The organism is Janibacter sp. A1S7, from assembly GCF_037198315.1.
Lineage (GTDB): Bacteria > Actinomycetota > Actinomycetes > Actinomycetales > Dermatophilaceae > Janibacter > Janibacter alittae.
On sequence record NZ_CP144913.1, the window covers coordinates 849631 to 863030 of the forward strand.

A 13400-nucleotide genomic window follows, 5' to 3' on the forward strand; every position below is an offset into this window, starting at 1 on the left:
AACATGAGGGCCCACGAGGCCGGGACACTGCACGCCGACGGCTACGGCATCCAGCCCAACTGGCTCCCCGAGCCGGAGGACCTGTCCGAGCTGATGCCGCAGCTGTGGGCGCGCAACACCGCCCGCGACGACAGCGGTGCGCTCACCGTGGCCGGGGTGTCGGTCACCGACCTCGCGCGCGAGTTCGGCACTGCCGCATACGTGCTCGACGAGGACGACTTCCGCAGCCGCGCCGGGGACTTCCGCGACGACTTCGCCGCGGGCTTCGAGGCGCTCGGTGGCGTCGACGTCTACTACGCGGGCAAGGCCTTCCTGTGCACGGCCGTCGCCCGCTGGATCATGGAGGAGGGTCTGCACCTCGACACCTGCTCCGCCGGCGAGATGACCGTCGCGCAGCGGGTCGGCTTCCCGCCCGAGCGCATCGGCCTGCACGGCAACAACAAGTCGCGTGCGGAGCTGCGCCAGGCGATCGAGTGGGGCGTCGGGCGGATCATCGTCGACTCCTTCGCCGAGATCGACCGCGTCGCCGAGATCGCCGCCGACCTGGGTGTCGTCGCCCGGGTCATGGTCCGCGTGACCGTCGGTGTCGAGGCGCACACCCACGAGTTCATCGCCACCGCCCACGAGGACCAGAAGTTCGGCTTCTCCCTGGCCAACGGCTTCGCGCGGGCGGCCGTCGACCGCGTCGTGGCGAAGGGGGAGTCCCTCCACCTGCTCGGTCTGCACAGCCACATCGGTAGCCAGATCTTCGACACCGCCGGCTTCGAGATCGCGGCCCGCCGCCTGATCGAGCTGCACACCGAGGTCGCCGACGAGCACGGCATCCACATGACCGAGATGGACCTCGGTGGTGGGTACGGCATCGCCTACACCTCCGAGCACGACCCGCTGACCCCGCGCCGGCTCGGCGAGCAGATGGGCAGCCTCGTCGAGCGCGAGCTCAAGGCCTTCCAGGAGGAGCACCCGCAGGCGCCCACACCGCGGATCTCCATCGAGCCGGGCCGCGCGATCGCCGGTCCGAGCGCCTTCACCCTCTACGAGATCGGCACGATCAAGGACGTCGAGGTCACCGCCGACCTGACCCGCACCTACGTCAGCGTCGACGGCGGGATGAGCGACAACGTGCGCACGGCCCTCTACGGCGCGGACTACTCCTGCGCCCTGGCCTCGCGCACCTCGCAGGCAGAGCAGCGCCTGGTGCGCGTCGTCGGGAGCCACTGCGAGAGTGGTGACATCGTCGTGATGGACGAGTACCTGCCCGAGGACATCGTCGCCGGCGACCTGATCGCGGTGCCCGGCACCGGCGCGTACTGCCGGTCGTTGTCCAGCCAGTACAACCACACCCCGCGGCCCCCGGTCATCGCGGTCCGGGACGGTGTCGCCAGAGTCATCGTCCGCCGCGAGACGATCGAGGACCTGCTCGCCCTCGACGTCGACGACAGCCCGTCCACCCCGTCCCAGGAGGTCCGATGACCACCCCCGCCGCACCCCTTCGCGTCGCCCTCCTCGGGGGCGGCACCGTCGGCGGCTCCGTCGTGCGGATGCTGCTCGAGCAGGCCGACGACCTCGAGCAGCGCATCGGGCGCCGGCTGGAGATCGTCGGCATCGCCGTGCGCCGGGCCGGGCGCGACCGCTCCGACCTGGGCGTCGACCCGGGCCTGATCACCACCGACGCCCAGGAGCTGGTCACCCGCGCCGACATCGTCGTCGAGCTCATCGGCGGCATCGAGCCGGCCCGCGGGCTGATCCTGCGCGCGATGGAGCACGGTGCATCGGTCGTCACCGCCAACAAGGCGCTGCTGGCCGAGGACGGCGCGAGCCTGCACGCGGCCGCCATCGACCGTGGGGTCGACCTGTACTACGAGGCCTCGGTCGCCGGCGCGATCCCGATCCTGCGCCCGATCCGCGACTCGCTCGCGGGCGACTCGATCAACCGCGTCATCGGCATCGTCAACGGCACGACCAACTTCGTCCTCGACGCGATGGACACCACCGGTGCCGGGCTCTTCGAGACCGTCGAGCGAGCCCAGTCCCTCGGGTACGCCGAGGCCGACCCGACCGCCGACGTCGAGGGCTTCGACGCCGCCGCGAAGGCCGCGATCCTCTCCTCGCTGGCCTTCCACTCGAGCGTGGGCACCGAGGACGTGCACCGCGAGGGCATCACCGGTGTGGGCGCCCGCGACATCCAGGCCGCGCAGGACATGGGGTGCACGGTGAAGCTGCTCGCGATCTGCGAGAAGGTCGAGACCCCCGACGGCACCGGTATCTCCGCGCGGGTGCATCCGGCGATGATCCCGTTGACCCACCCGCTGGCATCGGTGCGCGAGGCCTACAACGCGGTCTTCGTCGAGGCCGAGGGCGCGGGCGACCTGATGTTCTACGGGCAGGGGGCCGGGGGAGACCCGACCGCCAGCGCCGTGCTCGGTGACATCGTCGCCGTCGCCCGCACCCGGGTCACCGGTGGCCGCGGCCCCGGGGCGAGCAGCTACGCACACCTGCCGGTGCTGTCGATGGGCCAGGCGGTCACCCGGTACCACGTCAGCCTCGAGGTCGCGGACCGCTCGGGCGTCCTGGCGTCCGTCGCGACGAAGTTCGCCGAGCACGATGTGTCCATCGAGACGGTCCGCCAGCAGGTCGTCACCGATGACGAGGGCGCTCCGCGAGCGATGCTGATCATCGTCACCCACGCGGCCACCGATGCCGCGCTCTCCGCGACGGTCGACGAGCTCGCCCAGCTCGACGCGGTCAACGAGGTCACCTCCGTCATGCGCGTGGAAGGAAGCTGACCATGGCCCACCAGTGGCGCGGCGTCATCACCGAGTACGCCGACCGGTTGCCGACGCTGGCGGGTGCGCCGGTCATCACCCTGCGCGAAGGGGGGACCCCCCTCATCCCGGCCGAGCACCTCTCGCAGCTGGTCGGCGCGCAGGTCCACATCAAGTACGAGGGCCTCAACCCCACCGCATCCTTCAAGGACCGCGGCATGACGGCTGCGATGTCGATGGCTGCGGCGAAGGGGGCGCAGGCCGTCATCTGCGCCTCCACCGGCAACACCTCCGCCTCGGCAGCCGCGTACGCCACCAAGGCCGGGATGACCTGCGCGGTCCTCGTGCCCGAGGGCAAGATCGCGATGGGCAAGCTCTCCCAGGCGATCGCGCACGGCGCCACGCTGCTGCAGGTGGACGGCAACTTCGACCACTGCCTCATGGTCGCCCGCAAGCTCGCCGAGAGCTACCCGGTCGAGCTGGTCAACTCGGTCAACCCGGCACGCATCGAGGGGCAGAAGACCGCGGCCTTCGAGGTCGTCGACGCGCTCGGTGACGCCCCGGACATCCACTGCCTGCCGGTCGGCAATGCCGGCAACATCACCGCGTACTGGCGCGGGTACCGCGAGTACGCGACCGCCACCGAGGGCGTGGCGGGCCCGCTGGCTGCCGTGTCGACGAGGACCCCGCGGATGTGGGGATTCCAGGCCGCCGGCTCCGCCCCGATCGTGCTGGGCCACCCGGTCGACGAGCCGGACACCATCGCGACCGCGATCCGCATCGGCAACCCCGCCTCGTGGACGCAGGCCGAGCAGGCCCGTGACGACTCGGGCGGCGCGATCACCGCGGTGACCGACGAGGAGATCCTCGACGCGCACCGGATCCTCTCCTCGCGAGAGGGGATCTTCGTCGAGCCCGCCTCCGCGGCCTCGGTCGCCGGCCTGCTCAAGGCCGGCGCGGCCGGGCAGGTGCCCGCGGACGCGACGATCGTGTGCACCGTCACCGGCCACGGCCTGAAGGACCCGCAGTGGGCGATGAGGAACGCCGACGGCTCGGACATCGCTCCGGTGCAGGTCCCTGCAGAGGCCTACGCCGTCGCCGGCGAGCTCGGCCTGCAGGGCTGATCGTGGCCCTCACCGTCGGCACGAGCGTCACGCTGCGGGTGCCTGCCTCCAGCGCCAACCTCGGTCCCGGATTCGACTGCGTCGGACTCGCGCTGGGCGTGTGGGACGAGGCGAGCGTGACCATCACCGACGGTCCAGGCCCGGTCATCGAGGTCGCGGGGTCCGGTGCCGACGCCGTGCCGCGCGACGCGAGCCACCTCGTCCACCGCACCATGATCTCGGCCTGGCAGCACCTCGGGGTGGAGCTGCCCAGGGGAGTGCACCTGAGCACCCGCAACGCCGTCCCGCACGGCCGGGGGCTGGGCTCGTCGGCGACGGCGATCGTCATGGGCGTCGCTGCGGCACAGTCGCTCTCGTCGCTCGGTGCCGGTGGCGGCGGGGAGCTCGACCTCGACACCATCAACACGATCGCCTGCGCGCTCGAGGGACACCCCGACAACGCCTCGGCCAGTGTCTTCGGCGGTGCGACGCTCTCGACAACCGACGCCGGTGAACCACTGCCGACGACCCGGACCGTCCCCCTTCGCCTCGACGCGCGGATCACCCCCGTCGTGCTCGTCCCGCACACGCAGCTGAGCACCCACACCGCCCGCTCGGTGCTGCCCGACGTCGTGCCGCTCGCGACCGCCGCCGCCAACTCCGCACGCGTCGGCCTGCTCGTGCACGCCCTGACGACCGACCCGGACCTGCTCATCGCCGGCACGACCGACCTGCTCCACCAGGAGTCCCGCCGTCCGAGCTATGCGACGAGCATGGCGCTCGTCGACTCCCTGCGCGAAGGGGGGCTGGCCGCCACGATCTCCGGCGCCGGCCCGTCCGTGCTCGCGCTGACCACGAGTGACCGCGTCGACGAGGTCGCCGCCATCGCCGCGGCCGGCGACACGAGCTGGCAGGTGCTCACCCCAGGCGTTCCGGACCGGGGCGTCCACGTCGTCGGCTGACCGATGACCGCCCCCACCCCTTCGCACCCGCTTGGGCTCCTGCGAATGGCGGGCCGGGTGCGTAGGTCCGGCGGGGGAGCAGTGATACATTGGAACTGCTCCACCGAACCCGATGCATCGGCGAACCAGTCGATGGCATGTGCGGTCAGGAGCATTTCCCCTACGTGAGCGTCTGAGCCCCTGCGGGTTGTGATGCACGGTCGGGGGGTTCTCATCAGATATCCCGCTCTTGACGGGATTCATCAGGCCTGCCACCCAGCGGGCACGACGAGGGAAAGGGTCCTTCGTGACCGACACCACCACCGGCGAGAACACCGCACCGGAGACCGAGAAGCCGCGTCGTTCCGGAGCGCTGAGCGCGATGCGCCTCGCCCAGCTGCAGCAGCTTGCGTCGAGCATGGGCATCTCCAGCACGGCCAAGATGCGCAAGAGCGACCTCATCGCGGCCATCCGTGAGCAGCAGTCCGGCTCGTCCGCGCAGTCCACCGCGCCGGCCCGGAAGCCGGAGAAGAAGGCCGACCCGGCCCCTGTGGAGAAGGCGCCGATCGAGGCCGCCCCGCAGCAGGCCCCCGAGCACTCCGGCACCACCGACCAACCGCAGGAGCAGAAGAAGTCCGCCACCGGCGACAAGTCCGCGAAGGACACCTCCGGTTCCGGTCGGGACTCGCGCTCCGAGCGCGACCAGGACCATGGCGGCCGCAGCCGTGGCCGTGGCGACCAGGGCGGCAACGACCAGACCGATGGCGGCGACCGCAATCGCGGGAACGACCAGGGTGATGGTGGCAACCGCAACCGTGGGAACGACCAGGGTGATGGCGGCAACCGCAACCGTGGGAACGACCAGGGTGATGGTGGCAACCGCAATCGCGGGAACGACCAGGGCGATGGCGGCAACCGCAACCGTGGGAACGACCAGGGCGATGGCGGCAACCGCAACCGCGGGAACGACCAGGGCGATGGCGGCAACCGCAACCGCGGCAACGACCAGGGCGGTGGCCAGAACGACGGCGGCCGCAACCAGGGCAACCGCAACAACAACCAGGGCGGCAACCGCAACCAGCAGGACGACGACCGAGGCGGTCGTCGCAGTCGCAACCGCAACCGCAACCGCAACAAGCGTCGTGGCGGCGGTCAGCAGTTCGACGAGGTGGACCTGCAGGTCCACGACGACGACGTGCTCGTTCCCGTCGCGGGCATCCTCGACGTGTTGGACAACTACGGCTTCGTGCGCACCTCCGGCTACCTGCCGGGCCCGGACGACGTCTACGTCCCGATGGGCATGGTCAAGCGCAACGGCCTGCGCAAGGGTGACGCGGTCACCGGCCAGGTCAAGGCTCCGCGCGAGGGTGACGAGGCGAACCTGCCGACCGTCGGCACCAAGGGCAACCGCGGCAAGTACAACCCGCTGGTCAAGCTCGAGACGGTCAACGGCCTGGCCACGGACGACGCGCGGCGTCGCGCCGACTTCGGCAAGCTGACCCCGCTCTACCCGCAGGAGCGCCTGCGCCTGGAGACCGAGTCGGGCATCCTGACCACCCGGATGATCGACCTCGTCGCCCCCATCGGCAAGGGCCAGCGTGGTCTCATCGTCGCCCCGGCCAAGGCCGGCAAGACGATGGTCATGCAGTCCGTGGCCAACGCGATCACGACGAACAACCCCGAGTGCCACCTGATGGTCGTCCTCGTCGACGAGCGTCCCGAGGAGGTCACCGACATGCAGCGCGCGGTCAAGGGCGAGGTCATCTCCTCGACCTTCGACCGTCCGGCCGACGACCACACCACGGTCGCCGAGCTGGCCATCGAGCGTGCCAAGCGTCTTGTCGAGATGGGCCACGACGTCGTCGTGCTCCTGGACTCGATCACCAAGCTCGGTCGTGCCTACAACCTCGCCGCCCCGGCGAGCGGGCGCATCCTCTCCGGTGGTGTCGACTCGGCGGCGCTGTACCCGCCGAAGAAGTTCTTCGGCGCGGCCCGCAACATCGAGAACGGCGGCTCCCTGACGATCCTCGCCACCGCGCTGGTCGAGACCGGCTCGCGCATGGACGAGGTGATCTTCGAGGAGTTCAAGGGCACCGGCAACATGGAGCTCAAGCTCGACCGCGGCCTGGCCAACCGCCGCATCTTCCCCGCGGTCGACGTCAACGCCTCCGGGACCCGTCGCGAGGAGATCCTCCTCGCGACGGAGGAGCTGAGGATCATGTGGAAGCTGCGTCGCGTCCTCGCGGCCCTCGACACCCAGCAGGGAGTCGAGCTGCTCCTGGACCGGCTGCGCAAGACCAAGACGAACTACGAGTTCCTCACCCAGGTCGCGCAGACCAGCTCCGGCAAGCTGGGCGACGAGGACGAGTCCGCGTAGCGCACTCCGGCCCGATGCGACCGGCCCGTGGCCGTCACCCCGACCGGGGTGGCGGCCACGGTCGTGTGTTCCCGGGGACGACGTCGGTGCCCGAGGCGCGACACGTGGCCAGGACGTATAGCCTGCGCACGGACACGTCGCCGCGGGAAGGATTTCGCATGACCAAGGGGGGTGGGGTGCTCGTCGCCGACGACGACACCGACATCAGGGACCTCGTTGCCTTCAAGCTCGAGAATGCCGGCTACGCGGTGGTCGCCGTCGCGGATGGTGACGAGGCGCTGCGTCAGGTGCGCGCACAGCGGCCCGAGGTGGCGGTCCTCGATGTGATGATGCCCGGCCTGTCCGGTCTGGACGTGCTGCGCGAGATCCGGGCCGACGAGAACCTGCGCGCGACCAAGGTGCTCGTGCTGACCGCCCGCTCCCGGGACGTGGACGTCGATGCGGGTTTCAGCACGGGCGCCGACGACTACCTCACCAAGCCCTTCAGCCCGCGCGAGCTCGTCCACCGCGTGGGGCTGCTGCTGGGCCGGAGTTGATCTCGGTGCCGGATGTCGTCGTCGCCCCGTGGATGTTGCGGCTGAGCCTGTGGGTGATGTTGGCCACCTTCGTGGTGCTGACGGTGACGATCACGACGGCCCGTGTGGCCCGCCACCGGCGGACCCGCAGCCGCGATCGGGACCTCGTCCCCGTGCGCGGGGACGTCCTGGCCGTGGTCTCGGGCGATGACGACGGACAGGCCAGCGAGCGCTTGGGCGGGCTGAGGGGGCAGTCGGCCGAGATCGTCGACACGCTGCTCATCGGCTACCTGAGCAAGGTGCGTGGCGCACCGGCCACGGACGTCGTCGAGATCCTCACCGCCCACGGAGTCGTGCGCCGGGCCGAGGCCGGCCTGACCTCGTGGTCGGGCACGCGGCGGGCGCAGTCGGCCTGGATGCTCGGCGTCATGCGCATCCCGGACAGCGCCCAGCAGATCGTGCCGCTGCTCCGGGACCGCGACCGAGGGGTCTCGGTGACCGCCGCCCGCGCACTGGGGTTGCTGGCGGACGAGATGGCGGCCACCCCGCTGCTGCTCGCCCTCCGCCCGGGACATCGGGGACGCGGAGAGCTGCCCGTGTGGATCGTCACCGAGGCACTCGTGGCGCTCGGCCCCGCAGCGGCCGACGCCATCGGGGACGCCCTCGACAGCGACGACGCGTCCACCCGGACCGCTGCCGCCACGGCCATCGGGAGCGCCCAGTACCTGTCCCAGAAGGCGCGGGTCCGCGCCCTGGCCGAGCGGGAGAGCGACCCGGTCGCCCTGGCCGCGGTCGCCCGTTGCCTCGGGGACCTCGGCGACACGGGCGACGTGGCCACGCTGGCCGCACTCACCCACACCGCGCGCCCGCTTGCGGTCCGGGTGGCTGCCGTGCTCGCCCTCGGTGAGATCGGCGGCCCCGGCGCGGTCGGGGTGCTCGCGGCCCTGCTGGACGACCCGGAGGAGCGGCTGGCCGACCTCGCGGCCGATGCGCTGACCCGCATGGGGCCCCGGGCCGTTGCCGAGCTGCGAGCGAGCGCCGAGACCGAATCGCCGGGAGCCGCCGCAGCCAGGTACGGGCTGGCGCTGCGGGCCCTGCGTCGCCCGATGGTGGGTGGTGCGTGATGGACGACGTCCTCGAACCGGCCACCCCGGTCGTCGAGACACTCTTCGAGGTCATCGCGCTGCCGGTGCTGATCTACTTCCTGCTGATCAACACCTCCTACCTGGTGCTGGTGGTCGCGGCCGCGTTGGAGTTCCGCCGCTCGTCCCGGGCGCTGCCCTTCGCTGGCCGGGAGGAGCTGCTGGGATCCGGCCTGACCCCCGGGGTCAGCGTGGTCACGCCCATGTACAACGAGGAGGCCGGGATCAAGGTCGCGGCGCAGTCGATGCTCGCGCTGCACTATCCCAGGCACGAGGTGGTCATCGTCGACGACGGGAGCACCGACGGCGGCTTCGAGGTGCTGCGGGCGGCCTTCGACCTGGTGGAGGTGCCGCGCCGGATGCCGACCGACGTCGCGGTGCGCGAGGCAGCGACGTCGGTGCACGTGCCCCGCGATGGTCGTACTCGCCTGACCGTGGTCCGCAAGGCGAACTCCGGTCGCTCCGACTCGCTCAACGTGGGCGTCAACTTCGCCACCCACGACTTGGTCCTCTTCGTCGACTCCGACTCCGTCCTCGATCCGGGGGCACTGCTGTCGGTGGTGCGTCCGTTCGCCGAGGACCCGGTGCGCACGGTCGCCGGAGGGGGCGTCATCCGGGCCGTCAACGGCTGTCGCGTGCGCGGGGGGCGGGTGACCGAGGTGCGGATGTCGCGCAACTGGCTCGCCCGCATCCAGGTGGTGGAGTACCTGCGCGCCTTCCACCTGGGGCGCTCCGGATGGTCGCGGCTGAAGTCGCTGATCCTCATCAGCGGTGCCTTCGGTGTCTTCCGCCGCGACGTGCTCGTGGAGGTGGGCGGTCTCGACCCGGCGAGCATCGGCGAGGACTTCGAGCTGGTGATGCGCATCCACCGGTACATGCGCACCAAGGGCCGGGACTACCGCGTGCAGTTCGTCTCGGAGCCCATCTGCTGGACCGAGGTCCCGGAGACGACCGCGGTGCTGCGCAAGCAGCGCCGACGATGGCACCGGGGCCTGTGGGAGACGCTGTGGGCCTATCGGTCGATGCTGTTCAACCCCCGGTACGGGCGGGTCGGCCTGATCGCGGTGCCCTACTACTGGCTCTTCGAGCTGTTCGCCCCGGCGCTGGAGCTCTTCGGCCTGCTGCTCGTCGTCGTGGGTGCGCTGCTGGGTGTCGTCGACATCGGCTACTTCCTGCTCTTCATGGCCGTGGCCTACGGCTACGCCATGCTCGTCACCCTGGCCGCCATGACCGTGGAGGAGATGAGCTTCCACAAGTACCCGCGCTGGCGCGACCTGGTCGTCACCGTCGCGGCCGCGGTCGTGGAGAACATCGGCTACCGGCAGGCCACCGCGGTGTGGCGCATCGAGGGCTGGGTGCAGAGCCTGACCGGTCGCAAGCAGGAGTGGGGAGCGATGACCCGCACCGGCTTCGACCCCGCTGACGAGCCGCGCGCATGAGGGGACGCACGACGGTCGCCCAGGTCCTGCGGCGCCTGGTCGCGGTGCTCTCGGTGATCATCCTGATGATGTCGCTGCTGGCGATCTCCTCGATCGTGGTCATCCAGCGGGAGGTGCGGCAGACGGCGCAGACCGTCACACCGCTGGTGGAGGAGACCACGCGGCTGCGGGTGGAGGTCACCGAGGCGCACACCGAGTACCGCTCCTACCTGCTCACGCGTGATCAGCGCTATCGGGAGCGATACGTCGCCGCCCGCGAGTCCTTCGAGCAGGAACGGGACGAGTTCCTGCGCTTCGCGGTCGGCAACGGCCTCGACACCGAGCCGGTCGAGGCCTTCCTCGACTCGACCGGCGCGTGGTTCACCCTGGCCGACGCCGACCTCGCAGCCGGATCCGAGCTGGACGAGGATGCGGTGGAGAAGACCGCCCGCGCCTTCGACCGGACGACGGCCACGCACGAGAACGTCGTGCACGAGATCGCCCTGGTGCGCCAGGAACGTCGCCACGACTACCGCACGGCGATGACCGCGTCGGTCGTGCTCATGGTGCTGGCCACCGTCCTGGCCCTGGGCGTGACCGTGCACCAGAGCCGACGGGCCCTGCGCCGCCTGGCCCAGCCGCTGCACGCCCTCCACCAGGTCGTGGCGCGCCACGAGAGCGGTGACGGCGAGGCACGCGCCGACACCGAGTGGGGTGCTGCCGAGGTCGTCGACCTGGCCGCAGCCTTCAACTCCCTCGTGGAGGCCAACTCCGTCCTGCTGCGCGAGCGCGAACGGCGCCTGGAGCTTCACCGGGTCACCGCTGACCTCCCGGCGGTGCTCGCGGCGCGCGATGGTGGCTGGGACCGCGCCTGCGAGCAGCTCGGGACCCACCTCGCGGCCCGGGCCGTCTCCGTCTACCGGTTGGCCGACGATGACGTGGCCGCGCTGATGGGCGGGTGGGACGCCTCCGGCGCCCCCTTCGCCGGGCCGGTGCACGAGCTGACCGTCCCGGGGCTGGTGGAGATGCTCTCGAACCTGCCCATCCTGCGTGCCGGGAGTCGGGAGGAGATCGAGGCGACCTTCCCCGGCGCGTTGCTCGAGGTGGCCCAGCGCCGCTCCTTCGAGAGCTGGGTGCTCCATCCGATGCGCATCGGCGATGAAGCGGTCGGTGCCCTGTCGGTCGCCTCGGACGGGCGGCAGGCGTGGGACGAAGCGGAGATCCAGGCCATGGCGCGCGTGGCAGAGTACGCCGCGCACACCCTGGTCGAGCAGCACTACATCACGTCGTTGGAGGAGCTGGACCAGCAGAAGACGGACTTCATGGCCACCACGAGCCACGAGCTGCGTACTCCGCTGACCTCGATCGCCGGCTATCTCGAGCTCCTCGAGGACGGTGACTACGGGGACCTCACGCAACCCCAGACACGGGCGCTCGGCGTCATCTCCCGCAACGTCGAGCGCCTGCGCAGCCTCATCGACGACCTGCTTCTGCTCAACCGCCTCGACAGCGGACGGGCGACCACCCAGCGGGTCGCCCAGGACGTGGGCAGCAGCGCCGCGCGCGTGGTCGAGCAGATGGCCCCGGTGGCCGCAGCAGCCGGGGTCGATCTCGCCCTGGAACGGTCGGGAGGACCTGTCACTGCCGTGGTGGACCCGTCACAGATCGAGCGTGCCATCGGCAACCTGGTCAGCAACGCGGTCAAGTTCACCCCGACCGGGGGACACGTGCGCGTGGCGGTGTCCGGCGTCGACGGGGAGATCCACATCGCCTGCACCGACACCGGCATGGGCATCCCGCAGGAGGACCAGGAGCACCTCTTCACCCGGTTCTTCCGGGCCAGCAATGCGCAGGCCGGCGAGGTCCCCGGGACCGGGCTGGGCCTGGCCATCGTCGAGACCATCGCGGTGGCCCACGGGGGCAGGATCGCCCTCGAGTCCGTGCAGGGGGAGGGGACCACCGTGACGATCACCCTGCCGGCCGGACGCGCGGACTGACCGGGAGGCCCGGCTCGTTCAGCCCGCGTCGTCGTCGGTGCCCTCGTGGCGCTCCAGTCGCAACCGCATCTCGGGGAAGGAGACGTCGGCGAAGCCGAACTGCTCGTACATCGCGCGTCCTTCCTCGGTCGCGTTGATCGAGACCACGCCCACCGTGGTCTCCTCGGTGAACCACTCGAGCAGCGCCTCGACGATCGTGCGGGTGAAGCCGAGCCGCCGGTGCCGGGGGAAGGTCGCGACGTTGGAGATCCGGCCGCCGTCGTCGGAGCCGAAGGGGGAGGGCAGCAGGTCGACGATCTGGCCCATCGCGCACGAGACGACGGTGCCGTTGGCCTCGGCCACCATGATGCGCAGTCGCGGATCGGACAGGTGCAGCTGGAGCCAGCGGGACGCATCCTGCTGCCACGCGGTGTCGAGGACCTCGTCGGAGGAGACGCCCATGGCCTCGAACATCAGCGAGCGCAGGGCGATGATCGTCGCGATGTCGTCCTGGACGGCGGGACGGATGACGGAGCCCTCGACCGGGCCCGGGACCGGCTCCCTTCGCCGGTCCCGACCGTGGCGTCGGGGGATGCGGGAGGTGCGGGCCATGTCCCCATCCTGCCGCACGTTCGGGCTCGGTCCCGGGGTGCCCGGGACAGATTCTCCGGTCGTGGGGAACATCCGTGCCGGTCGCGGTGTTTTGATGGGCGTGTCAGGGATCTGGCACAATGCAACGTCGGTCCGGTTCACGACGAGCGGCACCAAGGCCGCAGCTGGACGGTCCCACCGCGGGGCCCAGCGTCGACCCGGACACATCGAAGAACCTCAAGGAGCACCACGTGCAGAAGGACATCCACCCCGCGTACGAGGCGACCACCGTCACGTGCACCTGCGGCGCCACCTTCACCACCCGCAGCACCAAGGACGACCACGAGATCCGCGCCGAGGTGTGCAGCAACTGCCACCCGTTCTACACCGGCAAGCAGAAGATCATGGACACCGGTGGCCGCGTGGCCCGATTCCAGAAGCGTTACGGCCAGAAGACCGAGGCCAAGTAGCTCCCACGATGCGCCGGTCAGCCCGCTCGGGCTGACCGGCGCATCTGTGTTTCCGCAACTGCTCAGGCTCCTGCAGCCGGTGGTCGCAACTGCTTGGGCTCC

The 13400-nt window shown here is 70.8% G+C and carries 11 protein-coding genes; 10 read left to right on the forward strand and 1 reads right to left on the reverse strand.

The window, feature by feature from the left end; genetic code table 11:
- The first annotated feature begins 3 nt into the window (after nucleotides 1–3).
- From lysA to V1351_RS04230, 9 genes are all read left to right on the forward strand, one after another.
- A complete protein-coding gene (gene lysA / locus V1351_RS04190) occupies nucleotides 4–1473 on the forward strand; it encodes a diaminopimelate decarboxylase (protein ID WP_338752453.1) in 1470 nt (489 codons plus the stop codon).
- On the forward strand, nucleotides 1470–2786 hold the full coding sequence (locus V1351_RS04195) for a homoserine dehydrogenase (RefSeq protein WP_338751003.1): 1317 nt from the start codon (nucleotides 1470–1472) through the stop codon (nucleotides 2784–2786). The genes lysA and V1351_RS04195 overlap by 4 nt, the downstream gene beginning before the upstream one ends.
- 2 nt (nucleotides 2787–2788) lie before the next feature.
- On the forward strand, nucleotides 2789–3889 hold the full coding sequence (gene thrC, locus V1351_RS04200) for a threonine synthase (RefSeq protein WP_338751005.1): 1101 nt from the start codon (nucleotides 2789–2791) through the stop codon (nucleotides 3887–3889).
- 2 nt (nucleotides 3890–3891) lie between these two features.
- Nucleotides 3892–4830, forward strand: coding sequence for a homoserine kinase (gene thrB / locus V1351_RS04205; RefSeq protein WP_338751007.1), 939 nt, complete (start codon nucleotides 3892–3894; stop codon nucleotides 4828–4830).
- A gap of 361 nt (nucleotides 4831–5191) precedes the next feature.
- Complete coding sequence (gene rho, locus V1351_RS04210; RefSeq protein ID WP_422389019.1) at nucleotides 5192–7186, forward strand: transcription termination factor Rho; 1995 nt, start codon at nucleotides 5192–5194, stop codon at nucleotides 7184–7186.
- 158 nt (nucleotides 7187–7344) lie between these two features.
- Nucleotides 7345–7722, forward strand: a complete 378-nt coding sequence (locus V1351_RS04215; protein WP_338751011.1) for a response regulator transcription factor — start codon at nucleotides 7345–7347, stop codon at nucleotides 7720–7722.
- Nucleotides 7723–7778: 56 nt separating this feature from the next.
- A complete protein-coding gene (locus V1351_RS04220) occupies nucleotides 7779–8825 on the forward strand; it encodes a HEAT repeat domain-containing protein (protein WP_338751013.1) in 1047 nt (348 codons plus the stop codon).
- Nucleotides 8825–10282 carry a glycosyltransferase family 2 protein gene (locus V1351_RS04225; RefSeq protein WP_338752455.1) on the forward strand — a complete coding sequence of 486 codons (1458 nt, stop codon included), beginning with the start codon at nucleotides 8825–8827 and terminating at the stop codon, nucleotides 10280–10282. The genes V1351_RS04220 and V1351_RS04225 overlap by 1 nt, the downstream gene beginning before the upstream one ends.
- On the forward strand, nucleotides 10279–12258 hold the full coding sequence (locus V1351_RS04230; RefSeq protein ID WP_338751015.1) for an ATP-binding protein: 1980 nt from the start codon (nucleotides 10279–10281) through the stop codon (nucleotides 12256–12258). The genes V1351_RS04225 and V1351_RS04230 overlap by 4 nt, the downstream gene beginning before the upstream one ends.
- A gap of 18 nt (nucleotides 12259–12276) precedes the next feature.
- Here V1351_RS04230 and V1351_RS04235 read toward each other — a convergent pair whose 3' ends face one another.
- Nucleotides 12277–12849 carry a GNAT family N-acetyltransferase gene (locus tag V1351_RS04235; protein ID WP_338751017.1) on the reverse strand — a complete coding sequence of 191 codons (573 nt, stop codon included), beginning with the start codon at nucleotides 12847–12849 and terminating at the stop codon, nucleotides 12277–12279.
- 230 nt (nucleotides 12850–13079) lie between these two features.
- On the opposite strand from V1351_RS04235, the gene rpmE reads away from it, so the two are divergent.
- A complete protein-coding gene (gene rpmE, locus V1351_RS04240; RefSeq protein ID WP_338751019.1) occupies nucleotides 13080–13298 on the forward strand; it encodes a 50S ribosomal protein L31 in 219 nt (72 codons plus the stop codon).
- Nucleotides 13299–13400 lie beyond the last annotated feature (102 nt).

Bases quoted from the DNA above. Each gene is read 5' to 3' on its own strand.
- lysA (WP_338752453.1), top strand. From the start codon at position 4: ATGAGGGCCCACGAGGCCGGGACACTGCACGCCGACGGCTACGGCATC.
- V1351_RS04195 (WP_338751003.1), top strand. From the start codon at position 1,470: ATGACCACCCCCGCCGCACCCCTTCGCGTCGCCCTCCTCGGGGGCGGC.
- thrC (WP_338751005.1), top strand. From the start codon at position 2,789: ATGGCCCACCAGTGGCGCGGCGTCATCACCGAGTACGCCGACCGGTTG.
- rho (WP_422389019.1), top strand. From the start codon at position 5,192: ATGCGCCTCGCCCAGCTGCAGCAGCTTGCGTCGAGCATGGGCATCTCC.
- V1351_RS04215 (WP_338751011.1), top strand. From the start codon at position 7,345: ATGACCAAGGGGGGTGGGGTGCTCGTCGCCGACGACGACACCGACATC.
- V1351_RS04220 (WP_338751013.1), top strand. From the start codon at position 7,779: ATGTTGGCCACCTTCGTGGTGCTGACGGTGACGATCACGACGGCCCGT.
- V1351_RS04225 (WP_338752455.1), top strand. From the start codon at position 8,825: ATGGACGACGTCCTCGAACCGGCCACCCCGGTCGTCGAGACACTCTTC.
- V1351_RS04230 (WP_338751015.1), top strand. From the start codon at position 10,279: ATGAGGGGACGCACGACGGTCGCCCAGGTCCTGCGGCGCCTGGTCGCG.
- V1351_RS04235 (WP_338751017.1), bottom strand. From the start codon at position 12,849: ATGGCCCGCACCTCCCGCATCCCCCGACGCCACGGTCGGGACCGGCGA.